The organism is Streptomyces sp. NPDC047880, from assembly GCF_040706515.1.
In the GTDB taxonomy this organism is placed as follows: domain Bacteria; phylum Actinomycetota; class Actinomycetes; order Streptomycetales; family Streptomycetaceae; genus Streptomyces.
Genome location: NZ_JBEZOK010000021.1, coordinates 102799 through 126187 on the forward strand (window position 1 = coordinate 102799; position 23389 = coordinate 126187).

A 23389-nucleotide genomic window follows, 5' to 3' on the forward strand; every position below is an offset into this window, starting at 1 on the left:
AGAACCATGGCCAAACAGAACGTCGCGGAACAGTTCGTCGACATCCTGACCCGCGCCGGGGTCAAACGCCTCTACGGAGTCGTCGGTGACAGCCTCAACCCGGTCGTCGACGCCGTCCGCCGCAACTCCGCCATCGACTGGATCCACGTGCGGCACGAGGAGACCGCCGCCTTCGCCGCCAGTGCCGAGGCGCAGATCACCGGCTCTCTCGCCGCCTGCGCCGGTTCCTGCGGCCCCGGCAACCTCCACCTCATCAACGGCCTCTACGACGCCCACCGCTCCATGGCCCCGGTCCTCGCCCTCGCCTCGCACATCCCCTCCAGCGAAATCGGCCTCGGCTACTTCCAGGAGACCCATCCCGACCGGCTGTTCGCCGAGTGCAGCCACTACAGCGAGATGATCTCCAGCCCGCAGCAGATGCCGCGGCTGCTGCAGACCGCCATCCAGAACGCCGTCGGACGCAGCGGCGTCAGCGTCGTCACGCTGCCGGGCGACATCGCCGACCGGCCCGCACCGGAGAAGGCCGCCGAGACCGCCCTCGTGACCTCCCGCCCGACGGTCCGCCCGGGCGACGCCGAGATCGAACGCCTCGTGGAGATGATCGACGAGGCCGGCAAGGTCACCCTCTTCTGCGGCAGCGGCACGGCCGGAGCGCACGCCGAAGTCATGGAGTTCGCCGGGAAGATCAAGTCCCCGGTCGGGCACGCCCTGCGCGGCAAGGAATGGATCCAGTACGACAATCCCTTCGACGTCGGCATGAGCGGGCTGCTGGGATACGGCGCCGCCTACGAGGCCACCCACGAGTGCGACCTGCTGATCCTGCTCGGCACCGACTTCCCCTACAACGCCTTCCTCCCCGACGACGTCAAGATCGCCCAGGTCGACGTCCGGCCCGAGAACCTCGGCCGCCGCTCGAAACTGGACCTCGCGGTGTGGGGGGACGTACGGGAGACGCTGCGCTGCCTGATCCCGCGCGTGCGGGAGAAGAAGAACCGGCGCTTCCTCGACCGGATGCTGAAGAAGCACGCGGACGCGCTGGAGGGGGTGGTCAAGGCGTACACCCGCAAGGTCGAGAAGCACACGCCGATCCACCCCGAGTACGTGGCGTCCGTGCTCGACGAAGTGGCCTCCGACGACGCCGTGTTCACCGTCGACACCGGCATGTGCAACGTCTGGGCCGCCCGCTACATCTCCCCCAACGGCCGTCGCCGCGTCATCGGTTCCTTCTCCCACGGCTCGATGGCCAACGCCCTGCCCATGGCGATCGGCGCGCAGTTCACCGACCGCGAACGGCAAGTCGTGTCGATGTCCGGCGACGGCGGCTTCTCCATGCTGATGGGGGACTTCCTCACGCTGGTTCAGTACGACCTCCCCGTGAAGGTCGTACTGTTCAACAACTCCTCGCTCGGCATGGTCGAGTTGGAGATGCTGGTCGCCGGTCTCCCGTCGTACGGCACCGCCAACAAGAACCCCGACTTCGCCGCCGTCGCCCGTGCCTGCGGGGCGTACGGCGTGCGCGTCGAGAAGCCCAAGGATCTCCCGGGGGCCCTGAAGGACGCGTTCAAGCACAAGGGGCCGGCCCTCGTCGACGTCGTCACCGACCCCAACGCGCTGTCCATCCCGCCCAAGATCAAGGCCGAGATGGTGACCGGGTTCGCCCTGTCGGCCTCGAAGATCGTGCTGGACGGCGGGGTCGGCCGCATGCTGCAGATGGCCCGCTCCAACCTGCGCAACGTGCCGCGGTTCTAGAAGTCCCCTCAGCTGTAAGGCGTCCACGCGCGCGCGGAGGTGTCGTACACGTAGCGGGGCAGACCCTTGATGCCGCTGGTGCGGAACGGGTGGCCGTCGTCGTCGATCCGGACCGTGCCCCGGCGGCCCTGGGAGGACCAGTCCAGCTCCAGGTACCAGCGGCAGTCGCACGCCTGGGTCCGGGCGTTGACCAGCAGCACCTCGGGGTCCCGCGCGGACACCCGGTAAGGCATGCGCACCGCCGGGATCGGCGTACCCGCGTCGCTCCCGGCGACTGCGCGGGCGATGGGGCGGTCCTTGTCCAGGTTCACGTCGAAGGAGCGCGGGGTGATCGAACCGCCGCAGCCCCGGTCCATGGCGTAGGCGTTGCCCTGCGCCGGGGCCGTCCGCCCCACGACGCGCACGCGCAGCGCCTCCAGCACGACGGCCGTGTCGGTCCGCCCCTGCACGGACAGCTGCACGAGCGTCTCGCCGCCGTGCACCGCGTTCTGCGCGGCGGCCCAGACGGCGGCGTCCTGCGGGGCCGGTGGCGGTGCCACCTGATCCGGCGGCCTGGCGACGACGTAGTCGTGACCGCAGCCGAGCTCCCAGGCGTGGGAGTCGGCCGACCAGGTGAGGGGGACGGCGGGGTCGGCCGCGCCGGCGGGCGGCGGGGTGATACGGGCCGAGGAGGAGGGGGAGGGCTTCTTCTTCTCCGGAGTCGCTGAGGGCGAGGGCGGCTCGGCGATGGGGGAGCTGTCGCTCGGGGTGGGGGATGCGCTCTCGCGGCGGGGGGCTCCCGCCCCCGCCGCACCGGACGGGACCGGGCCCGCCGACCTGGCACGGTCGTCGGCGGACGCACGCCGCCCGTCCGGCAGTGCGGCGAGGCTCCCCAGTGCCGCGAGCACCGCGCAGGCGGCCGCGAGTCCGACCGCGACGCGTCCGCGGCGGTACCAGGGGCGGCGGGGGAGCGGCGACCCAACGTAGGCAGGGCCGCCGACGCCGACCGGTGCGGCCGCCGCTACCGCCCCTCCGGCGGCGACCGCCTCTTCGCCTCCGCGTTCTTCCGCTCCGGCGGCGACCGCGTCCCCTTCGCCCTCGGGTTCTTCGGCTCTGGCGGCGACCGTGTCCTCTTGGGCTTCGGGTTCTTCGGCTCCGGCGGCGACCGTGTCCTCTTGGGCCTCGGGTTCTTCGGCTCTGGCGGCGACCGCGTCCCCTTCGCCCTCGGGTTCTTCGGCTCTGGCGTCGACCGTGTCCTCTTCGGCCCCCGGCTTCTCCGCCCTCGTGGCGACCGGGCTCTCTTCGGCCTCCGGTAACTCCGCTTTGAGGGCGGCCGTGCCGGCTTCGGCTTCCGGCTTCGCCGCTTCGGCGGTGACCGCGTTCTCCTCGGCCGCAGCCGCCGCGCTCGCCGTGCGGGGGCGCTGCCGGGCCGCCACCGCCTGCAGCCAGCGGCGGTGGAGCTCCAGACGTTCCTCCGGGGACGCCCCGCACAGGGCGGCGAAGCGCTCGACCGGGGCGAAGTCGACCGGGACCGCCTCGCCCGCGCAGTAGCGGTGCAGGGTCGAGGTGTTCATGGCCAGGCGCCGGGCCAGTGAACCGTAACTGCGGTCCGTGCGCTCCTTCAGCGTCCTCAGCAGCGCCGCGAACTCCCCGACGTCGTCGACGTCGCTCCGTGCCGACACCGTGCCCCCGTCCTCCGCGTCCGGCCGGGCCCGGAACGGCATCCCAGGCACCTCATATATCTGCACGTCAGATGGGCTGGGATGGTTCCACCGTGCCGGATCGGATGCGGGCTGTTGCGCCCTCCCGGTGGGAGCGCTGATGCTTTTGGTGTCGCACCGAGCAGACCCGGGCCGACCAGCCGGTCTCGCGGCGGCATCGACCATTCACGCATTCACCCACGGGGGACACCCATGCCCAGGCACATCCGAGCGAGCGCGCTCACCGCACTCACCGTCGCCACCCTCGCGGCGGGCACGGTCCTCACGGCACCGGCCGCAGGTGCCGCGCCGAAGGCCGCCGCACCGAAGTTCCTGTCGGCGTCCCAGCTGCCGCCGCACCCCACCTCCGCCTGGACGGCCGGCCCGGTCACCGATGGGTTCCCGGAGGGACTCGGCACCTGCGTGAGCACGGAGGGCGTGCCCTCCTACGACTACCGGCACCGGGAGTTCCGGACCGACCTGGACACCGGCGCCGTGCAGCTGACCGTCGTGGCGGACACAGCCGCCCTGGCCAAGGCCCTGGCGAAGCACTACGACGACCTGATCCGCACCTGCGCCGACCGCCTGGAGAAGAACGACCCCGACATCGAGGCCGAGGGCCGGGACTACGGTTCGCTGCCCGTCGAGGAGGGCGCCCGTGTCCGCGGCGTGCACACGGAGACGTCCGGGGGCTCCACGGACATCTCGCTGCTGTCCGTCGGACGCGACGGCAGGACGGTCACCGTCGTGCAGTGGGGCCAGATGGGCGACTTCGGCGACGCCCCCGTCGCCGCCTTCAAGAAGACGACGACCACCGCCGTCAACAAGCTGTACTGACGCGCGTCCATCGGGAGATGCGGGGCCGTCCTCCCCCCACGGGGGTGGGGAGGACGGCCCCGTACCGATTCCGGGGGCCGTCAAGACCGTCGTACTTCAGCCAACTTCACCCGAGCGCCGCGCACCCGGTGCCCTCGCCCCGGCCCTTCCCCGGGTACGCACGGATCGACAGCCGGCCATCGGCCCATCGGCCGATCTCCGGCGGTCAGGATCTGTCCGGGGACGATGACCGGCTACCCTCTTGCCCCCCTCCCCGCCCTCGCCGTACCGCTCGGCGACCCGCCGCCCGTGCCGCCCGTGCCGTTCCGGTGGCCGAACACCCGGTCGTCGACGATCCGGCATGACTGCCGCGTTCCCGATGGGGCATGGATCCCCGTGAACGTGTTCGAGCAGGAGGGGAACCGACATCGGCGCGCGGGCGGGGGCCATGGAGAGGCAGGCACGACGAGGCGGTCCCATAGCGATCGGGGGCTTCTCGGCGAAGACGGTGGAGGACAGGACCGACGATGTCACGGAACACGATCCGGCGCCGCAGTTGAGGCGCCGACTGGGGCGGGCGGACCTGCGGGCCGTTCCCGAAGCACGCAGGGCCCTGCGGGAACTGCTCGGGCAGTGGGGGAAGCACGGGCAGTCCGACGTGGCCGAACTGCTCACCAGCGAACTCGTCACCAACGCGATCGTCCACACCGACCACGACGCGGTCCTCACGGCCACCGTCGGACCCCGCGGACTGCGGGTGGAGGTGCGGGACTTCGTGGCCCGCAGACCCCGGCTGCGCGTCCCGGTCGCCGACGACGGCACGAACGGCAGGGGCCTGTTCCTGGTGCAGTCCCTCGCGGACGCGTGGGGTGTGCGGCCGCACGGCGTGGGCAAGTCCGTCTGGTTCGAGCTGGAGGCCGGCGCGGCGTGAACGCCGAAGGGCGCGGCCCGCAGGCCACGCCCCTTCGCCGCTGCGGCTCGGCTAACCGAACTGCTGCTCAAGGTCCTTGAGCTTGCGCTCCAGGGAGTCCAGACGCGGCAGAGCCATGGTGTCGTCCTCCGCGGTGAGGTCGACGGTCACCGCGTCAGCTCCTTTGCGCACCGGCTGCAGGGAGGGACGCGAGCGCACGGGCAGGGGCTCCGGCGCGGATATGGCAGGCTCCGCGGAGACCTGCGAGGAGTCGCGCTCCACCTGTACCTCCAGCTGCCGTCCGCCACCGCGGCCGAAGTGGCCGCGGTGACCGCGGCTGAGCGCCTTCAGCTGGGCCCGCTCCACACGCTGCTGGTCGCGCCGCCGCTGCCGGGTCTCGTCCTTCTTGCGCTTGTCGTCGCGCACCTCGTCGACCGCCTCGTCCAGGCTGCGCACCCCCTCCAGGAGCATCAGCGACCAGGCGCGGTAGGTCTCGCGGGGAGCCCGCAGCCAGCGCACCATGCGGATCTGCGGCAGCGGACGGGGCACCAGGCCCTGCTCCCGCAGCGCGGCCCGGCGGGTCTGCTTCAGCGCGCGGTCGAAGAGGACCGCCGCCGACAGGGACATGCCCGCGAAGAAGTGGGGGGCGCCCGCGTGGCCGATGCCCCTGGGGGCGTGCACCCAGTTGAACCAGGCCGCGGCGAAGGCGAACGTCCAGACCAGTATCCGGGAGCCGAGCGCCGCGTCACCGTGGCTGGCCTCGCGCACCGCGAGGACGGAGCAGAACATCGCCGCACCGTCCAGGCCGAACGGGACGAGGTATTGCCAGCCGCCGGACAGTCCGAGGTTCTGCTCGCCGAAACCGACCAGGCCGTGGAAGGAGAGCAGGGCGGCGACGGCCGCACAGCAGAACAGAAGGAGATAGGAGAGGGTGCCGTAGAGGGCTTCCTTGCGTCTGCGGCGTTCCTCGCTGCGCTCCCAGGAGTCGTCCGCGCTCGTGTCCTTGACCGAGGAGCGCTTGCCGCGCGCGAGCACCGCCACCGCCGCCAGCATGCCCAGGAGAAGCACGGCGCCCGGAAGCAGCCAGTTCAGCGATATGTCGGTCAGTCTCATCTGGGTGGTCCCTTGCATTGGGATAGGGCGTAACGCCCGCCATAGTGGCCCAATCCCATCGGCCCTCAGGGGGTTTCGGGGCAAGAGACCGCCAAGGAAGTGCAAGGGAATACCCAGGACGGCGATCTGCTCGAACTGTCGCTTGAGGGGCGGGAGTTGAGTTCGAGCAAGACTACCCGCACGAGTGGTTCTCCGGAAAGTTCCCGTGACACGTGGGGATGATGTGAATCGCCTGCGGGTGGGCCGGCCTGCCGGCGTGCGGAGCGACCCGGGGGCTCGGCCCCGCGGGTCCGTCAACCGGCCGTGGCCAGCAGCTTGGTGACGCGTTCCGTGTCACAGGTGCGCGGGCAGGTGGTGCAGGTGTCCTCCGGGCGCAGTGTGTAGAACATGCAGCAGCTCGCGCGGTCCCGGGTGAGCAGCGGCTCGCCGCCGGGGCCGGTCAGCTCCCGGAACGCCGCCGTGCCGGCATACGGCTTGGTCGCGCCCGGCAGGAGCAGCTCCAGTTCGCGCATCGCGCGGCGCTCCTCGGTCTCGCCGAGCAACTGGGCCACGTACCACAGCCCTTCGACGATCTCGTCGGTCGCCATGCCCCACAGCGCGCGCCCGCGGCGGCGCATCCGGGGGCCGAAGCCGGTCAGTACCGGCTCCAGGTGCTCGGCGACCGCCGACCGCACCTCCGCCCGCAGTGCCTCCTCGTCCGGGACGACCCTGGCGCCGGGCAGCGTGGCCGCCTCGTCGTCGGGCAGGCAGGCGAAGCCGGCGGGGCGGACGGCCAGGTGTCCGAGGGCACGGCCCGGGGCGGTGCGGTCGTAGGAGACATGCGTCACGGGGTAGCGGGGGACCCGGCGGTGCAGGAACCACGGCACGGTGATCAGGAGGCAGGCGGGCCATGCGTAGCGGTGCAGCCCGAAGCCGGCGACGACATCGGGGCGGGCCTGCCGGTCGTAGTCGCGCCGGATCTGGTCCACGTCCCACGCCAGGAAGCGGTCCAGGGCGGGGCCGGCGGCTGCGAGGTCGGCGGCCGCCGTCCAGCCGTCGCCGGGCGGCGTCTCGTCCGCCGCGTCCAGTTCGGTGACGGCGAGGCCCGGGAGGACATCGGCCAGACGGGCGTAGGCGCCGGAGACGGCCGAAAGGGTGGCAGGCATGTGATCACCGATCCGACGGGAGAAACGGAGTTCTTGAAGGTAAGCCTAACCTTACTCAAGGTCGCCGGAAGTTGAACGGGGATGTGAACTCGGGGCTTCGGCGCTTATGGTGCTTGACGGGCGAGTAACAACCCGCCGTAATGACCCCAAGTACCGATACGTCCGGAGGAGGACCCGTGAGGCAGGGAGCGCAGGGCTCTGCGGGCACGGGGACTCCGTGGGCGGCCGCGGCGGCATCGGCAGCGACGTCGCCGCCGGCTTCGGCAGCGACGTCAGCGGCGACCGGGAAACCGGCCGGGTCCACGCGCGTGCCGCGGCAGGCCGGGGAGGTGCGCGGGGAGCACACGCACAGTGAGCCGGCCGCGCCGGTCGCCCCGCGGGTCCGGCCCGTGGTGCAGCGGGCCTCGGTGCGCGGGCAGATCCTGGACGCGTTGCGCGCCGCGCTGGTGGCGGGGGATCTGCGGCCCGGAGAGGTGTACTCGGCGCCGGTGCTCGGCGAGCGGTTCGGGGTCTCGGCGACGCCGGTCCGGGAGGCCATGCAGCAACTGGCCCTCGAAGGCGCCGTCGAGGTCGTCCCCAACCGCGGGTTCCGGGTGGTCGAGCGGGGGGTTCGGGAACTGGCGGAACTGGCCGAGGTCCGGGCGCTGATCGAAGTCCCGGTGATGCTGCGGCTGGCCCGCACCGTTCCCGCCGAGCGCTGGGCCGAACTGCGCCCTCTCGCCGAGGCGACGGTCCGTGCGGCGTCCTCGGGCTGCCGCGCCACCTACGCGGAGTCCGACCGGGGGTTCCACCGGGCCGTGCTGTCGCTGTCGGGCAACGCGCAGCTGGTGCAGATCGCGGAGGATCTGCACCGCAGGGCGCAGTGGCCGTTGGGCGGGGACGGTCGCGGGGTGCGGGCGCGGGCCGATCTGCTGGCGGACGCACACGAGCACACGGCGTTGCTGGACGCGCTGGCCGCACGGGACCTGGATGTGGTCAGGGCGCTGGTGGGAGAGCACTTCGCGGGGGCGGGTGCCGTCGGCTGAGTGGCGGTGAGCGCGTCTTCGCCTTCTCGCCGGGGGTGGGCCGGGGTCGCTCCGGGGGTGTCCGTCCTCGGAAACGCCGAGCACCTAAGCCGTCGCAGCCGGCGGTACCGGCGGAGCCAACTGGCGGGACAGCCACGTCGGTACGCCGCCGAGCAGCCGGAACAACCGCCTCGCCTCCTCACGCAGCCGCGACGCCTCCGGCTCCGTCTCCGTGTCGGCGAGGGACACCAGCGCCGGGGCCGTGCCGACGAGATAGCCCAGCTCCTCCCTCAGCCGCAGTGACTCCGTGAATCCGTGCCGCGCCTCCGCCAACTCCCCTTCGCGCAGGGCGAGTCCGGCCAGGTGGCGCCAGGTGAACGACAGCAGCAGCGGGTCGGAGTGCGCTGTCGCGCCCGCGTGGGCCCGGCGGTACGCGGCGCGGGCGGCCTGGGGGGCGCTCGTCAGGTTCTCCGCCAGCAGGCCGCGACGGAAGTCCAGCAGCGCCCGCGTGGGAGCTCCTGGAGGGAGCAGTGCCGCCGCCCGGCCGAGTGCGGCCCGTGCCTCGTCGGCCCGGTCCCGTACCGCGAGCAGGGTCGCCGCGTAGGCCAAGTAACCGCGTTCACAAGCGGCCGCGCCCCGCTCGTCGTCGCTGTGGGCCATCGCCTCGGCCGTGCGCAGCGCGTCCTCGGCCTCCTCCCAGCCCTGCTCGGTGTACAGACACCGTTCCACCAGGAGCGACGCGCGTTGCAGCGCCGCCGCCGGTGTGGCCGGCAGGAGCAGGGCAGCCGCGTCGGACCAGCACCCGCGTGAGCGCAGCCGCCATACCGCGGTCTGGAGGGGATCGTCACCGGCGGTCGTTCCGTTACCAGACATGGCGGTATGCGCCACGTTGCCCTCCCCGAGCACGCCATCGAGCTGTTGAGTGGTGGCGGCATCTCAGCACGAATCGGCGGGCCGGGCCAAGAGGGTGGGTGAAGGATTTCACAAAGTCGTGGGATCCCGGGGTGCCCGGGGTTTGCCCCCGGGACACCCTGCGTATCAGCTCATGCGCAGTGCCAGGAAGAAGTCCAGCTTGTCCTCGAGGCGTGACAGGTCACGACTCGTCAACTGCTCGATTCGGCCGACCCGGTAGCGCAGCGTGTTGACGTGCAGGTGCAGACGGGTGGCGCAGCGGGTCCAGGAGCCGTCGCAGTCGAGGAAGGCCTCCAGGGTGGGGATCAGCTCGGCGCGGTGGCGGCGGTCGTAGTCGCGGAGGGGGTCCAGGAGGCGGGCCGTGAAGGCGCGGCGGACGTCGTCCGGGACGAAGGGCAGCAGCAGGACGTGCGAGGCCAGTTCGTGGTGGCCCGCCGCGCAGACCCGGCCCGGGCGGGCCGCGGCGACGCGCCGGGCGTGGCGGGCCTCCTCCAGCGCGCCGCGCAGACCCTCCGCCGAGTGGACCGACGCGCTGACGCCCAGCGTGAGCCGGCCGTAGTCGTCGAGGCCCGCCGTGAGGGGTTCCCGTACCGAGGCCAGAAGCGTGTCCGCGAGGACGCCCGGCTCCGGGCCGTCGTGCTCCGCCGAGACGGCGGGGAGCGGGACCAGGGCGATGGCCTCGCCACCCGTGTGGGCCACCGCGATGCGGTCGGAATGCTCCGGCCCGGCGACCGCGGGGTCGACGAGGACCTCCTCCAGCAGGGCCTGCGCCACCGGGCCGCCCTCGATCCCCTCGCCCTCCCAGTCGACGCGGGCCACGACCACCTGCCAGTGCGGCGCGGAGCCCAGGCCGGGCAGCAGTACCGGCGCGGCCACGCGCAGGCGGGCGGCGATCTCGGCGGGCGCCGCGCCCGCCTGGACCAGTTCCAGGACCTCCTGGGCCAGCCGGCGGCGGACCGTGCGGGCCGCGTCGCGGCGGTCCCGTTCGACGGCGATGAGCTGGGTGACGCCGTAGAGCAGATCCAGCCGCTCCTCGGGCCAGTCCCCGGCGTCCGCCTCCACGGCCAGCAGCCAGTCCGCGAGGACGGTCTCACGGACGTCCCGGGCGGGCTGCGGGGAACGGCCCGCGGAGCGGACCGGGAACAGTGAGTACGTCGTGGCGCCCAGGACGACGCGGTGGGGGCCGCGGCGGCCCGTCCGGGTGGCGGCCAGGTGCTCCCCGGCGAGCCGGGCGCACGCCTCGGCCGGCAGGGCGGGGCCCGTCGCCTTCGAGCCCGCGATCAGGCGGCCGGTGGGGGAGAGGACCCAGGCCCGCAGGTCCAGGTCCGTGCCGAGCAGGTCCAGGACCACGTCGGGGCCGCCGCCCGCCGGTCCCGCGGTCATCATCCGGCGGTGCCGGTCGACGACCGCCGCCAGGTCTCCGGCGCGCTCGCCGGAGACCTGCCGTACGACGTGCTCGGTGATCGTCGCGAACGCCACCGACTCGTGCACCGCGAAGAGCGGGAGTCGATGCCGGGCGCAGGCCACGACCAGGTCCTCCGGCACGTCACCGAGCTCGGCCTCGCCCGCGGCGAGGGCCGTCACGCCCGCCTGCACCAGGATCCGCACGAACGGCTCCGAGTCGTCGGCGTCCCGGCGCCAGGCCAGGCCCGTGAGCACCAGTTCGCCGCCCGCGAGGTAGCGGCTGGGGTCACGCAGGTCGGTGGTCATCACACCCCGGACGGTGCGGTCCAGCTCGTCCTCGCCGCCGAGCAGCTTGAGGCCCAGCGCGTCGGTGTCCAGCAGTGCGCGCAGCCGCATTCTCGTCGCCGCCGTTCTAGTCTCGAAATCAAGCCCTGCCCCGGCTGTGTTCCAGGTCACGCTGTCGGGTCGCGTGTTTCCACAGGGGAACGAGGAGGTTTCCACGGGCCTCCGTTCATACGAATCTACAAGATGCCTGTCCTGGCCAGCCAACTCCTTCATGGTTTCCGTGACTGACTCGCTTGGCGCAGTGCGCTGTGTACTGAGGCCACTACGCGTGAACAGCACATGAACGAGCCGGGACCGCCGCACACGGATTGGCTCAATCTGAACGCCCCACGAGAAGACGAAGAAGAGAGCCGGTCATGGACTTCCTTCGCCCCGCCAGCTGGGAGGAGGCGCTCGCCGCGAAAGCCGAGCACCCCACAGCTGTGCCGATTGCGGGTGGCACCGACGTGATGGTCGAGATCAACTTCGACCACCGCCGGCCCGAGTACCTCCTGGACCTGAACCGCGTCGGCGACCTCTCCGAGTGGGAGGTCGGCGAGGAGAGCGTGCGGCTCGGGGCCTCCGTGCCGTACACGAAGATCATGGAGAACCTGCGCGCCGAGCTGCCGGGTCTCGCCCTCGCCTCGCACACGGTCGCCTCCCCGCAGATCCGCAACCGTGGCGGTGTCGGCGGCAACCTCGGCACCGCATCCCCGGCCGGCGACGCCCACCCCGCCCTGCTCGCCGCGGGCGCCGAGGTGGAGGTGGAGTCGGTGCGCGGGAGCCGTCTCATCCCGATCGACGCGTTCTACACCGGTGTGAAGCGCAACGCGCTGGCGGCCGATGAGCTGATCCGCGCCGTGCACGTGAAGAAGGCCGACGGGCCGCAGCAGTTCTCCAAGGTGGGGACCCGGAACGCGATGGTCATCGCCGTGTGCGCCTTCGGGCTCGCGCTGCACCCCGAGACGCGGACCGTGCGGACCGGGATCGGTTCGGCCGCTCCGACTCCCGTCCGGGCCCGGGCCGCCGAGGAGTTCCTGAACGCCGCCCTGGAGGAGGGCGGCTTCTGGGACAACGGAAAGATCATCACCCCGTCGGTCGCCAAGCAGTTCGCGGACCTGTGCTCCGCCGCCTGCAACCCGATCGACGACGTCCGGGGCACCGCGAGCTACCGCCGCCACGCGGTCGGCGTCATGGCCCGCCGCACGCTGACCTGGACCTGGGAGTCCTACCGCGGCGCCCGCCGCACTACCGAGGGAGCTGCGTGATGCGCGTCAACTTCACGGTCAACGGCCGTCCGCAGGAAGCCGACGACGTGTGGGAGGGCGAGTCCCTGCTGTACGTGCTGAGGGAGCGGCTCGGGCTGCCGGGTTCGAAGAACGCCTGCGAGCAGGGCGAGTGCGGCTCGTGCACGGTCCGTCTGGACGGTGTGCCGGTGTGCGCGTGCCTGGTCGCCGCCGGGCAGGTGGAGGGCCGCGAGGTCGTCACCGTCGAGGGGCTCGCCGACTTCGCCAAGCAGCGCGCCGAGGACGGCTGCTCCTCCGGTGCCTGCGGTACGTCCCCGCAGAACGCCCAGCTGGGGGTCCCCCCGGGCGAAGCCTGGGGGAGGGAGGCCAAGGGCATCGACTCGCAGACCGGCGAGGGCACGGAGCTGTCCGCCATCCAGCAGGCGTTCATCGACGCCGGCGCCGTCCAGTGCGGCTTCTGCACGCCGGGCCTGCTGGTCGCGGCCGACGAGATGCTGGAGCGCAACCCCAACCCGAGCGACGCGGACATCCGTGAGGCGCTGTCGGGCAACCTGTGCCGCTGCACCGGCTACGAGAAGATCATGGATGCGGTCCGCCTCGCGGCCGCCCGGCAGGGAGAGGCGGTCTGATCATGGCTTCCCCCAGTGGAACCCCCACGAAGATCACCCAGGGCTCCCAGACCAAGGGCGGCATCGGCGAGTCCACGCTGCGCCCCGACGGCACCCTCAAGGTCACCGGCGAGTTCGCGTACTCGTCCGACATGTGGCACGAGGACATGCTGTGGGGGCAGATCCTCCGCTCGACCGTCGCCCACGCCGAGATCGTGTCCATCGACACGGGCGAGGCCCTGGCCATGCCGGGTGTCTACGCCGTGCTGACGTACGACGACCTGCCCACCGACGTGAAGAACTACGGGCTGGAGATCCAGGACACCCCGGTCCTCGCCCACGGCAAGGTCCGCCACCACGGCGAGCCGGTCGCCCTCGTCGCCGCCGACCACCCGGAGACCGCGCGCCGGGCCGCCGCGAAGATCAAGGTCGACTACCGCGAACTGCCCGTCATCACCGACGAGGCCTCCGCGACCGCCCCGGACGCGCTTCTCGTCCACGAGAACCGCGACGACCACCACGCCGGTCACGTCCCGCACCCCAACATCGTGCACCGCCAGCCGATCGTCCGCGGCGACGTCACGGCCGCCCGGGAGCGGGCCGACGTCATCGTCGAGGGCGAGTACACCTTCGGCATGCAGGACCAGGCCTTCCTCGGCCCCGAGTCCGGCCTCGCCGTGCCGGAGGAGGACGGTGGCGTCCACCTCTACATCGCCACCCAGTGGCTGCACAGCGACCTGCGCCAGATCGCGCCCGTGCTCGGCCTGCCCGAGGACAAGGTGCGGATGACGCTCTCCGGCGTCGGCGGCGCGTTCGGCGGCCGCGAGGACCTGTCGATGCAGATCCACGCCTGCCTGCTGGCCCTGCGCACCGGCAAGCCCGTCAAGATCGTCTACAACCGGTTCGAGTCGTTCTTCGGGCACGTCCACCGCCACCCCGCGAAGCTGTACTACGAGCACGGCGCCACCAAGGACGGCAAGCTCACCCACCTGAAATGCCGGATCGTCCTGGACGGCGGCGCCTACGCCTCCGCATCCCCGGCCGTCGTCGGCAACGCCTCCTCCCTGTCCGTCGGCCCGTACGTGGTCGAGGACGTGGACATCGAGGCCATCGCCCTCTACACCAACAACCCGCCCTGCGGCGCCATGCGCGGCTTCGGCGCGGTCCAGGCGTGCTTCGCCTATGAGGCGCAGATGGACAAGCTGGCCGCGAAGCTCGGCATGGACCCGGTGGAGTTCCGCCGGCTCAACGCCATGGAGCAGGGCACCCTCCTGCCGACCGGGCAGCCCGTCGACTCCCCGGCCCCGGTCGCCGAACTGCTGCGCCGCGTCAAGGCGATGCCGATGCCGCCGGAGCGCCAGTGGGAGTCCAGCGAGGGCGCCGACGTACGGCAGCTGCCGGGCGGCCTGTCCAACACCACGCACGGCGAAGGCGTCGTCCGCGGGGTCGGCTACGCGGTCGGCATCAAGAACGTCGGTTTCTCCGAGGGGTTCGACGACTACTCCACCGCCAAGGTCCGTATGGAGGTCGTCGCCGGTGAGCCGGTCGCCGTCGTGCACACCGCCATGGCGGAGGTCGGCCAGGGCGGCGTCACCGTCCACGCGCAGATCGCCCGCACCGAGCTGGGCGTCACCCAGGTGACCATCCACCCGGCCGACACCCAGGTGGGCAGCGCCGGTTCCACGTCGGCCTCCCGGCAGACGTACGTCACCGGCGGCGCGGTGAAGAACTCCTGCGAGCTGGTCCGCGAGAAGGTCCTGGAGATCGGGCGCCGCAAGTTCGGCTCCTACCACCCGGCCTGGGCGACGGCCGAGCTGCTCCTGGAGGGCGGCAAGGTCGTCACCGACGGCGGCGAGGTCCTGTCCGACCTGGCCGACGTGCTGGAGGGCGAGACCGTGGAGGTCGAGGCGGAGTGGCGGCACCGGCCGACCGAGCCCTTCGACCTGCGCACCGGTCAGGGCAACGGGCACGTGCAGTACTCCTTCGCCGCGCACCGCGCCGTCGTCGAGGTCGACACCGAGCTCGGCCTGGTCAAGGTCATCGAACTGGCCTGCGCCCAGGACGTCGGCAAGGCGCTCAACCCGCTGTCGGTGCTCGGCCAGATCCAGGGCGGCACCACGCAGGGCCTGGGCGTGGCGGTCATGGAGGAGATCGTCGTCGACCCGAAGACGGCGAAGGTCAAGAACCCCTCCTTCACCGACTACCTGATCCCGACCATCCTCGACACGCCGACCATCCCGGTCGACGTCCTCGAACTCGCCGACGAGCACGCCCCGTACGGGCTGCGCGGCGTCGGTGAGGCACCCACCCTGTCGTCGACCCCGGCCGTCCTCGCGGCGATCCGCGACGCGACCGGGCTCGAGCTGAACCGGACCCCGGTGAGGCCCGAGCACCTGACGGGTACCCAGCTCTCCGAGGGCTGAGCAGTCACGATCCCCTGGGGGGCTTCGGCCCCCCAGGTCCCTTGTTCGTCTCGGGCCGTCCCCCGGGTCGTGAACATCCCAACCCCCTTTGAAACTTGGGAGACGGCACCCATGACCCAGCAATCACTGGAGCCGAGGGCCACAGCCGACGACGCGGGCGAAGGCACCCGCGTCCCGGCGGGACGGTCCTGGCTGGACAGGTACTTCCACATATCCCACAGAGGGTCCACGGTCGCCCGTGAAGTGCGCGGCGGCATCACGACCTTCATGGCGATGGCGTACATCCTCCTGCTCAACCCCCTGATCCTGTCCGGCGAGGACGCGGCCGGGGCCACGCTCGCCCAGCCCGCCCTGATCACCGCGACCGCGTTCGCGGCGGCCTTCACCACCCTGCTGATGGGCTTCGTCGGCAAGGTGCCCCTGGCCCTCGCCGCCGGCCTCTCGGTCTCCGGAGTCCTCGCCTCCCAGGTCGCACCCGAGATGACCTGGCCGCAGGCTATGGGCATGTGCGTGATGTACGGCGTGGTCATCATGCTGCTGGTCGTCACCGGCCTGCGCGAGATGATCATGAACGCGATTCCGCTCGCGCTCAAGCACGGCATCACCATGGGCATCGGCCTGTTCATCGCCCTCATCGGTTTCTACAAGTCGGGCTTCGTGCACCAGGGCAAGGCCACGCCCCTCGCGCTCGGCCCGGCGGGCGAACTGTCCGGCTGGCCCGTGCTGTTGTTCGCCGGGACCCTGCTGCTGATCTTCATGCTCCAGGCCCGGAACATCCCCGGTGCCATCCTCATCGGCATCGTCAGCGGCACGGTCGTCGCGGCGATCCTGAACGCGGCGGGCGTCATCGACCCGAGGCAGTGGTCGGGCGGGGCACCCGAACTGCACGGCAGCGCGGTGTCCATGCCCGACTTCTCGCTCTTCGGGGACGTGCGGTTCGGCGGCTGGGGCGAGGTCGGCGCGATGACGGTCGGGATGATCGTCTTCACCCTGGTGCTCGCCGGGTTCTTCGACGCGATGGCGACCATCATCGGCGTCGGCACCGAGGCCGAGCTCGCCGACGACAAGGGCCGTATGCCGGGCCTGTCCAAGGCGCTGTTCATCGACGGGGCCGGCGGCGCGATCGGAGGCGTGTCCGGCGGTTCCGGCCAGACGGTGTTCATCGAGTCCGCCACCGGCGTCGGCGAAGGCGCCCGCACCGGCCTGGCATCCGTGGTGACGGGCCTGTTCTTCGCGGCCTGCCTGTTCTTCACCCCGCTCACGGCCATCGTGCCGCAGGAGGTCGCGTCCGCCGCCCTCGTCGTCATCGGCGCCATGATGCTGATGAACGCCCGGCACGTGGACTGGGCCGACCGGGCCACCGCTGTCCCGGTGTTCCTCACGGTCGTGCTGATGCCGTTCACGTACACCATCACCACCGGTGTCGCCGCGGGCGTCATCTCCTACGCCGCCATCAAGACCGCCCAGGGCAAGGGGCGTGAGATCGGCGCCTTCATGTGGATCCTCACGGCGGTGTTCCTCGTGTACTTCGCCCTCAACCCGATCGAGAGCTGGCTGGGCGTCCACTGACGCCCCGCCCCCGGCCGCAACCTCAAGGAGACCGAGACAGATGCTGGACATCGCCGAGGAGCTGAACCGGTGGGTCGAGCAGGGCCGTGACTTCGCCGTGGCCACCGTGGTGGCCGTCGGCGGCAGCGCGCCCCGGCAGCCCGGCGCCGCGCTCGCGGTGGACACCGAGGGCACGGCGATCGGCTCGGTCTCCGGCGGCTGCGTGGAGGGCGCGGTCTACGAACTGTGCGAGCAGGCGCTGCGGGACGGCGAAACCGTCCTGGAGCGCTTCGGGTACAGCGACGACGACGCCTTCGCGGTGGGCCTGACCTGCGGCGGCGTCATCGACATCCTGGTCACGCCGGTACGGGCCGCCGATCCGGTCCGCCCGGTGGTCAGGGCCGCGCTCACCGCCGCCGCACTAGGGGAGGCGGCGGCGGTGGCGCGGATCGTGTCGGGCCCGCGCGAACTGACGGGCCGGGCCCTCGTGGTCCGCCCCGACGGCTCTCGCGAGGGCGGCTTCGGCGCCCACCCGGAACTGGACCGCACGGTCGCCGCCGAGGCCGGCGCCTTCCTGGACGCCGGGCGCACGGGCACCCTGGAGATCGGCGAGCAGGGCTCTCGCTGCGGGGCGCCCCTCACGGTCCTGGTCGAGTCCTCGGTCCCCGCACCCCGCATGATCGTCTTCGGGGCGATCGACTTCGCCTCCGCCCTGGTCCGGATGGGCAAGTTCCTCGGCTACCACGTCACGGTGTGCGACGCGCGCCCCGTCTTCGCGACCCGGACGCGCTTCCCGGAGGCCGACGAGATCGTGGTCGACTGGCCCCACCGCTACCTGGAGGCCACGGAGGTCGACGCCCGCACGGTCCTGTGCGTGCTGACCCACGACGCCAAGTTCGACGTGCCCCTGCTGAAGCTCGCCCTGCGCCTGCCGGTGGCGTACGTCGGAGCCATGGGCTCCCGGCGCACCCACCTGGACCGCAACGCCCGCCTGCGTGAAGTGGGCGTCACCGAACTGGAGTTGAGTCGGCTGCGCTCGCCGATCGGCCTGGACCTCGGGGCCCGGACGCCCGAGGAGACGGCCCTGTCGATCGCGTCGGAGATCGTCGCCGGCCGGCGGGGCGGCAGCGGGGTCTCCCTGACCGGGGCGCACACGCCGATCCACCACGAGCCGGGGCCGGGAACCGTGGGGCGGATCGGGTCGGTGGCCTGAGCGGGGGCGGAGCCGGAGCCGGAACCGGAGCGGAGGGCGCCGCACCGCGGGCCGGATTGCGGTCCCGCCTGTGCAGGTTCAGGCTCGCCCGAGCAGGCGGTTCAGGGCTGCCTGAGCAACTGGTTCAGGGCTCGCCCGAACACGTACCGCGAGGAGTGCCGCACCACGCCGTCGAAGAGCGACGGCAGGAACCGGACACGGATCTCCTCCCGCCAGACCACCCGCGTACGGCCCCCCGGCCCGGGCCGCACCTCGAGTTCGGCCCACCCCAGCACCACACGGCCGCGCTTCTCCAGCCGGCACACCCCCGCCGACCCGTCCACGGGCGGCTGCCACACCGTGACCTCCATGGGGTCGTCGAAGCCCAGCGGTCCGGCGCCCGAGCGGGCCACGACGAGCGTTCCCTCGCGTGTCGGCCCGGGCGGCACGACCCTGACCACCGTCATCGGCACCGCGTCACCGTGCCGCTGCCACCGGGTGATCCGCCGCCACGCCTCGTCGAGGGGGAGCGGAGCCGTGCGTTCGAGCAGGAAGTTCGCCACGCTCCGATCGTAGGGAACCCGCGCGGCGTCAGCGGTACACCTCGCCCGGCTCCGCCGTGCCCGGCGCCGGCAACCGGGGCACCGTCACGAAGACGTAGCCGCGCTCCTTCAGGGCGCCGATGATCCCCGGCACGGCCGGCACCGTGCCGTCGTATCGCGTGTATACACGTGGTTCATAGTCGCCGAGGTGTCCCGTGACGGGTCTGACCTGGTGTTTGAGGGAGCCGTACCGCGGCACTCGCCAGCACGGCAGTCCGCGTACACCGTCGGAGGGAGGGCCGCCCGTATGACCTCGTACGCCGTCGTGATCCCCACCCTCGTGCCGGACACCCTCGCCGACTGCCTCGCCGCGCTCGCCGCCGCGACCGGGCCGCGCCCCGAGGAGATCGTCCTGGTCGACGACCGGACCGACCCCGAACCCGGGCCGCTGCGGCACCCGTTGAGCGTCCTCGGGGACCTGCGTGGACGCACCACCGTGCTGGGCGGCGGCGGTCGTGGGCCCGCCGCCGCCCGCAACACCGGGCTGCGCGCCGTGAGTACGCCGTGGACCGTGTTCCTCGACGACGACGTCCAGGTGGGTGCCCACTGGTGCGAGCAGCTGGCCGAGGACCTCGCCGGGGCGTCCCCCGACACCGCGGGCGTCCAGGGCGTCCTCGCCGTTCCGCTGCCCGGCGAACGCCGCCCCACCGACTGGGAGCGCGGCACCGCGGGCCTCGTCCGCGCCCACTGGGTCACCGCCGACATGGCCTACCGCACCGAGGCACTCAAGCGGGTCGGCGGCTTCGACGAACGCTTCCGGCGCGCCTTCCGCGAGGACGCCGACCTCGCGCTGCGCGTCCTCGACTCCGGCTGGCGCATCCGGCAGGGCCGCCGCACCACCCGCCACCCCGTACGCTCCGCCTCCCGCTGGGAGTCCGTGCGCCAGCAGCGCGGCAACGCCGACGACGCCCTCATGCGGCATCTGCACGGCCCCGACTGGTGGGACAAGGCCGTCGCACCGCGCGGCCGGATCCGCACCCACGCGGCCATCACCACCGCCGGGCTCGCCGCCTGCGCCCTCGCCGCCACCGGGCACGGCCGGGCCGCCACGGCCTGCGCGCTCGGCTGGGCGGCCGGCACGGCGGAGTTCGCCCGCGCCCGTATCGCCCCCGGACCGCGCACCCGCCACGAGGTGACGACGATGCTGGCGACCAGCGTGCTCATCCCGCCCACCGCGACCTGGCACCGGCTGGCGGGTGCCTGGCGCCACCGACACATCCCCGCCTGGCAGGAGGAGGCCACCCCGTGAGCCCGGTGAAGGCCGTGCTGTTCGACCGCGACGGCACGCTCGTCGAAGACGTCCCGGACAACGCCGACCCCGATCGGGTACGTCCCGTCGAGGGGGCACGCGAGGCGCTCGCGCTGCTGCGGCGGCGCGGCATCCGCACCGGTGTCGTCACCGACCAGCCCGGTGTCGCGGGCGGGCTGCTCACCGACGCCGACGTGCGCCGGGTCAACCACCGTGTGGACGAACTCCTCGGCCCCTTCGACGTGTTCGCCGTCTGCCCGCACGGCCCCGACGACGGCTGTCACTGCCGCAGGCCGCAGCCCGGCATGCTGCTGTGGGCGGGCGGCCGGATCTGCACCGGTCCCGCCGAACTCGCCGTCATCGGCTCCACCGCGGCGGACGCCGAGGCCGCGCGCCGGGCGGGCGCCCACGGCATCCTCGTCCCGAACGGGCACACCCGCCCCGAGGAGACCACCCGGGCCGACCACGTCGCCCCGGACCTGCTGACCGCGGCCCGGGCGCTGCTGGACGGACCACCGAAGGGCCGCGTCCTCGCCGACGAACGCCCCATCCGGCAGGCGTTCACGACCGGCCCGTGAAAGACGACGTCCTGCGCGCCGTCACCGAAGTGCCCGGCGGGCCACGGCCGTAGCGGGACGGGGCGCGTTCAGCTCCCGCACCACCGGCACATCAGCCGGAACCCGGCGAACATCGTCAGGGGCCATATCGCCGCGAACGCCCAGATCACCCCTGGCTCGGACGTGACGATCCCGGCCACCATCATCCCCGTCGACACCGCGAGCAGGACCGCCACGGTCCACACGCGGGGGCGGTAGGAAGCGGCACGGGTCAGGAGGCGGGCGGGGTCGGGGCGGCGGCTCACTCGGTGGGTGCGCAGCTTGCGGTCGAGACGACGGTCGCGGCGCAGGGCCCGTTCCATCTCATCGAGGATGCGCTGCTCATTCTCGGGAAGTCGGCCGATGGACACGCTCTCTCCTTCCGGGCGGCCGGACCGTCTCTCCTCCCGGGGGGACGTGCGGCGGGGAAGTACAGCGGGGACGTACAAGCGGGTGCCCCGTGGGGCCCTCGGGCTAACCGGGCACCGGGCGCGCCAGCGCCTCGACGAGCCGGTCCGCGCTGTCCGGGACGGTGCCCTCCCGGAACCCGTCGCGGATCTGCCGCGCAGTCACCCGGCCGCCGGTCAGGCACCAGTCCCACCAGCGGTCCAACTGCCGCACGTCCAGCCGCTCGGCGGGCACCAGCGCGGGCCAGCCGCAGGCCCGGGCCTGCGCGGTCAGTTTGGCGCCGCCCGCGACCGGGTCGACGGCCAGCACCGGCGTGCCCACCCGCAGCGCGATCACCAGCCCGTGCAGCCGGTCGGTGACGACCAGGTCCAGCCGGGCCAGCACCGACTGAAGCTGTGCGGGCGTCGCGCTCAGATGCCAGTCGTGGGTGTCCAGCCGGGTCTCCAGCTCCAGCCTGCCGCAGTCCTTGCCGGCCAGCCAGCGCGTCACCTCCTCGGCGACCTGTCCGTGCCGCCGCAGCCGCCCGTACTCGTGCTGCCCGTGCGCGAGGATCACCCCGACCACGGGCCGTGCCGGTACGTCCGGGGCGCGGGCCGCGAGGTCCTCCACCGGCTCGCTGTCCGGTCCGTCCCGCGGCAGCACCCGGTGGAAGCCGGTCACGGCCGGGCTGCCGGGGTCGATCACCGAGGTGCCGACGGCGATCCGCACGCAGTGCGCGAACCGCTGGTGCAGCTCCTCGATCTGCGGCCCGTGCAGCGGGCCGCACACGAAGACGAGGTGGGTGTAGTCCTCGGGCCACAGCCGGTCCAGATGCAACGCCTCCGGACGGAAGCGGGGACTCCAGGCGACGTCGTAGGGGATACCCGTCCCCCGCAGCACGTCCTCCACCCGGCGCAGGGCCAGCACGTCCCCGGCGGTCGCCTCCCTGTCCCGGAAGCTGAACCACCCGGTGAGCAACACCCTGCGCGGTCGCTTGCCCTGTTGTGTGTGCACATGCCCTGAGTTCCCGCCTCCCGTAAAGACATTCCGGGCATTACGGTCACCGACCGTCCTGTCACCGGGTGTGAAGGGGCGGTGCGCGGCCGTAGGGTGGACCCATGGCTCGTACGGCCGGGCAGTCACCCGCCGCGCTCACCGTCCGGCCCTCGGCGCCCGCGCTCGTGCCGCTGATCGGCGCGATGGGCTACGCCGAGGCACGGTTCGCGCACGCCGTCGAGTTGGCCCTGCCGACGGGCGCGGCACAACTCCTGGTGAACCTCGACGCCGACGCCCTGTCCTCGTCCACGCGGAAGGGCGCGGACCGGCGTACCGGGGGCGCGGCCCTGCACGGGCCGTTCTCGGAGCCGGCCCTGATCGATCCCGCGCAGCAACGGGCCGTCCTGTGGGTGGCGTTCCGCCCCGCGGGCGCCCACCCCTTCCTCGCCGCGCCGGTCTCCGCGGTCCGCGACGAGCTCGTCGGCCTCGACCGGCTCTGGGGCACGGACGGCGTGGTGCTGCGCGAGCGGCTGCTGGGGGCCGTGGCGGCCGGGGGCCCGAAGGCCGCGCTGCGGATGCTGGAAACGACCCTGCTGGAGCGGGCGCTGCGCCCCCTGGAGCCCGACCCGGCGGTCCGTCTCGCCGCCGCGCTGCTCGACCGTGGCACGCCCGTCGCCGAGGTCGCCGACCGGCTGGGCTGGACCGCCAGGCGACTGGCCCGCCGGTGCACCGCCCAGCTGGGACTCGCGCCCAAGCAGTATGCCCGGGTCCGGCGCTTCCAGCGGCTGCTGCGCCGCGTGAACGCCGGGCACGGACCGCCGGACTGGGCGGTGCTGGCTGCGGACTGCGGCTACCACGACCAGGCCCACCTGATCCACGAATTCCGCGCGCTCGCCGGGATCACCCCGACCGCTTACGTCCCGCGCTCGCCGCGCGAAACCAATCACGTCCCGCTCGGCGGGTGACGGACCGCGCCCGGGTGACCGTTTTCTGCAATCCACGCCCGCCGGCGGCGGCGATCGTGGGGACATGACGAACGCAACCGCTGAACCCGCCGTCACCCGGCTCTACGCACGGCTCGTGGTCTGCGACGGAGCCCGCGCGATCGACTTCTACCGGGACGCGCTCGGCGCCGAGGAGAGCGAACGGTACACCGGACCCGACGGCCGGATCGTGCACGCGATGCTGAGACTCGGCGGCGCGGCGATCGCGGTCAAGGACGCCGACGCCGGCGACCCGGCGCCGACGTCCCTCGGCGGCAGCCCGGTGATCATCGCGCTCGAGGTGTCCGACGCCGACGCCGTGGCCGAGTCCATGCTGCGGAGCGGGGCGACGGTGGTGCACCCCGTCGCCGACCAGCACTACGGGCAGCGCGGCGGCCGCCTCGCCGACCCGTTCGGCCATCTCTGGATGATCTCCCAGACCATCGAGGAGCTGACACCGGAACAGATCCAGCGGCGCACGGACGAGTCGTCCACATCCTGA

21 protein-coding genes and 1 pseudogene are annotated in these 23389 nt (G+C 72.6%); 13 read left to right on the plus strand and 9 right to left on the minus strand.

What is annotated here, in order from left to right:
* The first annotated feature begins 6 nt into the window (after window positions 1-6).
* Complete coding sequence (locus AB0937_RS27600; RefSeq protein ID WP_366715130.1) at window positions 7-1749, plus strand: pyruvate dehydrogenase; 1743 nt, start codon at window positions 7-9, stop codon at window positions 1747-1749.
* Between the two features lie 8 nt (window positions 1750-1757).
* On the opposite strand, the gene AB0937_RS27605 is transcribed toward AB0937_RS27600, so the two are convergent.
* The gene (locus tag AB0937_RS27605) at window positions 1758-3452 is read right to left on the minus strand and encodes a helix-turn-helix domain-containing protein (protein WP_366715132.1); all 1695 of its coding nucleotides are present in this window, start codon (window positions 3450-3452) and stop codon (window positions 1758-1760) included.
* Between the two features lie 189 nt (window positions 3453-3641).
* On the opposite strand from AB0937_RS27605, the gene AB0937_RS27610 reads away from it, so the two are divergent.
* Both AB0937_RS27610 and AB0937_RS27615 read left to right on the plus strand, forming a co-directional pair.
* A complete protein-coding gene (locus AB0937_RS27610; protein ID WP_366715134.1) occupies window positions 3642-4265 on the plus strand; it encodes a hypothetical protein in 624 nt (207 codons plus the stop codon).
* 427 nt (window positions 4266-4692) lie between these two features.
* Window positions 4693-5175, plus strand: coding sequence for an ATP-binding protein (locus tag AB0937_RS27615; protein ID WP_366715136.1), 483 nt, complete (start codon window positions 4693-4695; stop codon window positions 5173-5175).
* Window positions 5176-5226: 51 nt separating this feature from the next.
* Here AB0937_RS27615 and AB0937_RS27620 read toward each other — a convergent pair whose 3' ends face one another.
* On the minus strand, window positions 5227-6267 hold the full coding sequence (locus tag AB0937_RS27620; RefSeq protein ID WP_366715138.1) for a DUF2637 domain-containing protein: 1041 nt from the start codon (window positions 6265-6267) through the stop codon (window positions 5227-5229).
* 293 nt (window positions 6268-6560) lie between these two features.
* Window positions 6561-7412, minus strand: a complete 852-nt coding sequence (locus AB0937_RS27625; RefSeq protein WP_366715140.1) for a (2Fe-2S)-binding protein — start codon at window positions 7410-7412, stop codon at window positions 6561-6563.
* A gap of 176 nt (window positions 7413-7588) precedes the next feature.
* Between AB0937_RS27625 and AB0937_RS27630 the strand changes: the two genes are divergently transcribed.
* Entirely contained in the window at window positions 7589-8437 is an 849-nt protein-coding gene (locus AB0937_RS27630; protein WP_366715142.1) for a GntR family transcriptional regulator, read from the plus strand.
* Window positions 8438-8521: 84 nt separating this feature from the next.
* Here the strand turns inward: AB0937_RS27630 and AB0937_RS27635 are convergent, their stop codons facing one another.
* Complete coding sequence (locus AB0937_RS27635; RefSeq protein ID WP_366715144.1) at window positions 8522-9289, minus strand: hypothetical protein; 768 nt, start codon at window positions 9287-9289, stop codon at window positions 8522-8524.
* A 165-nt stretch (window positions 9290-9454) separates the two neighbouring features.
* Entirely contained in the window at window positions 9455-11128 is a 1674-nt protein-coding gene (locus tag AB0937_RS27640) for a PucR family transcriptional regulator ligand-binding domain-containing protein (protein ID WP_366715146.1), read from the minus strand.
* Between the two features lie 305 nt (window positions 11129-11433).
* Between AB0937_RS27640 and AB0937_RS27645 the strand changes: the two genes are divergently transcribed.
* From AB0937_RS27645 to AB0937_RS27665, 5 genes are all read left to right on the plus strand, one after another.
* Window positions 11434-12324 (plus strand): FAD binding domain-containing protein, encoded by an 891-nt coding sequence (locus AB0937_RS27645; RefSeq protein ID WP_366715148.1) that lies wholly within the window; start codon window positions 11434-11436, stop codon window positions 12322-12324.
* A complete protein-coding gene (locus tag AB0937_RS27650) occupies window positions 12324-12932 on the plus strand; it encodes a (2Fe-2S)-binding protein (protein WP_366715150.1) in 609 nt (202 codons plus the stop codon). Before AB0937_RS27645 ends, AB0937_RS27650 begins: the two co-directional genes overlap by 1 nt.
* A 2-nt stretch (window positions 12933-12934) precedes the next feature.
* Complete coding sequence (locus AB0937_RS27655) at window positions 12935-15334, plus strand: molybdopterin cofactor-binding domain-containing protein (RefSeq protein WP_366715152.1); 2400 nt, start codon at window positions 12935-12937, stop codon at window positions 15332-15334.
* Between the two features lie 111 nt (window positions 15335-15445).
* Window positions 15446-16903 carry an NCS2 family permease gene (locus tag AB0937_RS27660; protein ID WP_366715154.1) on the plus strand — a complete coding sequence of 486 codons (1458 nt, stop codon included), beginning with the start codon at window positions 15446-15448 and terminating at the stop codon, window positions 16901-16903.
* A gap of 40 nt (window positions 16904-16943) precedes the next feature.
* A complete protein-coding gene (locus AB0937_RS27665) occupies window positions 16944-18095 on the plus strand; it encodes an XdhC/CoxI family protein (protein ID WP_366715156.1) in 1152 nt (383 codons plus the stop codon).
* A gap of 101 nt (window positions 18096-18196) precedes the next feature.
* On the opposite strand, the gene AB0937_RS27670 is transcribed toward AB0937_RS27665, so the two are convergent.
* Both AB0937_RS27670 and AB0937_RS27675 read right to left on the minus strand, forming a co-directional pair.
* Window positions 18197-18637 (minus strand): SRPBCC family protein, encoded by a 441-nt coding sequence (locus AB0937_RS27670; RefSeq protein WP_366715158.1) that lies wholly within the window; start codon window positions 18635-18637, stop codon window positions 18197-18199.
* Window positions 18638-18665: 28 nt separating this feature from the next.
* A pseudogene (locus AB0937_RS27675) lies at window positions 18666-18803 on the minus strand (polysaccharide deacetylase family protein); the annotation flags it as partial.
* Window positions 18804-18923: 120 nt separating this feature from the next.
* On the opposite strand from AB0937_RS27675, the gene AB0937_RS27680 reads away from it, so the two are divergent.
* Both AB0937_RS27680 and AB0937_RS27685 read left to right on the plus strand, forming a co-directional pair.
* Window positions 18924-19925, plus strand: coding sequence for a glycosyltransferase (locus tag AB0937_RS27680; RefSeq protein WP_366715160.1), 1002 nt, complete (start codon window positions 18924-18926; stop codon window positions 19923-19925).
* Complete coding sequence (locus tag AB0937_RS27685) at window positions 19922-20503, plus strand: HAD-IIIA family hydrolase (RefSeq protein ID WP_366715162.1); 582 nt, start codon at window positions 19922-19924, stop codon at window positions 20501-20503. The genes AB0937_RS27680 and AB0937_RS27685 overlap by 4 nt, the downstream gene beginning before the upstream one ends.
* A 68-nt stretch (window positions 20504-20571) precedes the next feature.
* On the opposite strand, the gene AB0937_RS27690 is transcribed toward AB0937_RS27685, so the two are convergent.
* Entirely contained in the window at window positions 20572-20892 is a 321-nt protein-coding gene (locus AB0937_RS27690; protein WP_366715164.1) for a DUF3040 domain-containing protein, read from the minus strand.
* Between the two features lie 103 nt (window positions 20893-20995).
* Entirely contained in the window at window positions 20996-21922 is a 927-nt protein-coding gene (locus tag AB0937_RS27695) for a polysaccharide pyruvyl transferase family protein (protein ID WP_366715166.1), read from the minus strand.
* A gap of 104 nt (window positions 21923-22026) precedes the next feature.
* Between AB0937_RS27695 and AB0937_RS27700 the strand changes: the two genes are divergently transcribed.
* Both AB0937_RS27700 and AB0937_RS27705 read left to right on the plus strand, forming a co-directional pair.
* Complete coding sequence (locus AB0937_RS27700) at window positions 22027-22869, plus strand: AraC family transcriptional regulator (RefSeq protein ID WP_366715168.1); 843 nt, start codon at window positions 22027-22029, stop codon at window positions 22867-22869.
* Window positions 22870-22933: 64 nt separating this feature from the next.
* Window positions 22934-23389 (plus strand): VOC family protein, encoded by a 456-nt coding sequence (locus AB0937_RS27705; RefSeq protein WP_366715170.1) that lies wholly within the window; start codon window positions 22934-22936, stop codon window positions 23387-23389.

Bases quoted from the DNA above. Each gene is read 5' to 3' on its own strand.
- AB0937_RS27600 (WP_366715130.1), top strand. From the start codon at position 7: ATGGCCAAACAGAACGTCGCGGAACAGTTCGTCGACATCCTGACCCGC.
- AB0937_RS27605 (WP_366715132.1), bottom strand. From the start codon at position 3,452: ATGCCGTTCCGGGCCCGGCCGGACGCGGAGGACGGGGGCACGGTGTCG.
- AB0937_RS27610 (WP_366715134.1), top strand. From the start codon at position 3,642: ATGCCCAGGCACATCCGAGCGAGCGCGCTCACCGCACTCACCGTCGCC.
- AB0937_RS27615 (WP_366715136.1), top strand. From the start codon at position 4,693: ATGGAGAGGCAGGCACGACGAGGCGGTCCCATAGCGATCGGGGGCTTC.
- AB0937_RS27620 (WP_366715138.1), bottom strand. From the start codon at position 6,267: ATGAGACTGACCGACATATCGCTGAACTGGCTGCTTCCGGGCGCCGTG.
- AB0937_RS27625 (WP_366715140.1), bottom strand. From the start codon at position 7,412: ATGCCTGCCACCCTTTCGGCCGTCTCCGGCGCCTACGCCCGTCTGGCC.
- AB0937_RS27635 (WP_366715144.1), bottom strand. From the start codon at position 9,289: ATGTCTGGTAACGGAACGACCGCCGGTGACGATCCCCTCCAGACCGCG.
- AB0937_RS27640 (WP_366715146.1), bottom strand. From the start codon at position 11,128: ATGCGGCTGCGCGCACTGCTGGACACCGACGCGCTGGGCCTCAAGCTG.
- AB0937_RS27645 (WP_366715148.1), top strand. From the start codon at position 11,434: ATGGACTTCCTTCGCCCCGCCAGCTGGGAGGAGGCGCTCGCCGCGAAA.
- AB0937_RS27650 (WP_366715150.1), top strand. From the start codon at position 12,324: ATGCGCGTCAACTTCACGGTCAACGGCCGTCCGCAGGAAGCCGACGAC.
- AB0937_RS27655 (WP_366715152.1), top strand. From the start codon at position 12,935: ATGGCTTCCCCCAGTGGAACCCCCACGAAGATCACCCAGGGCTCCCAG.
- AB0937_RS27660 (WP_366715154.1), top strand. From the start codon at position 15,446: ATGACCCAGCAATCACTGGAGCCGAGGGCCACAGCCGACGACGCGGGC.
- AB0937_RS27665 (WP_366715156.1), top strand. From the start codon at position 16,944: ATGCTGGACATCGCCGAGGAGCTGAACCGGTGGGTCGAGCAGGGCCGT.
- AB0937_RS27680 (WP_366715160.1), top strand. From the start codon at position 18,924: ATGACCTCGTACGCCGTCGTGATCCCCACCCTCGTGCCGGACACCCTC.
- AB0937_RS27700 (WP_366715168.1), top strand. From the start codon at position 22,027: ATGGCTCGTACGGCCGGGCAGTCACCCGCCGCGCTCACCGTCCGGCCC.
- AB0937_RS27705 (WP_366715170.1), top strand. From the start codon at position 22,934: ATGACGAACGCAACCGCTGAACCCGCCGTCACCCGGCTCTACGCACGG.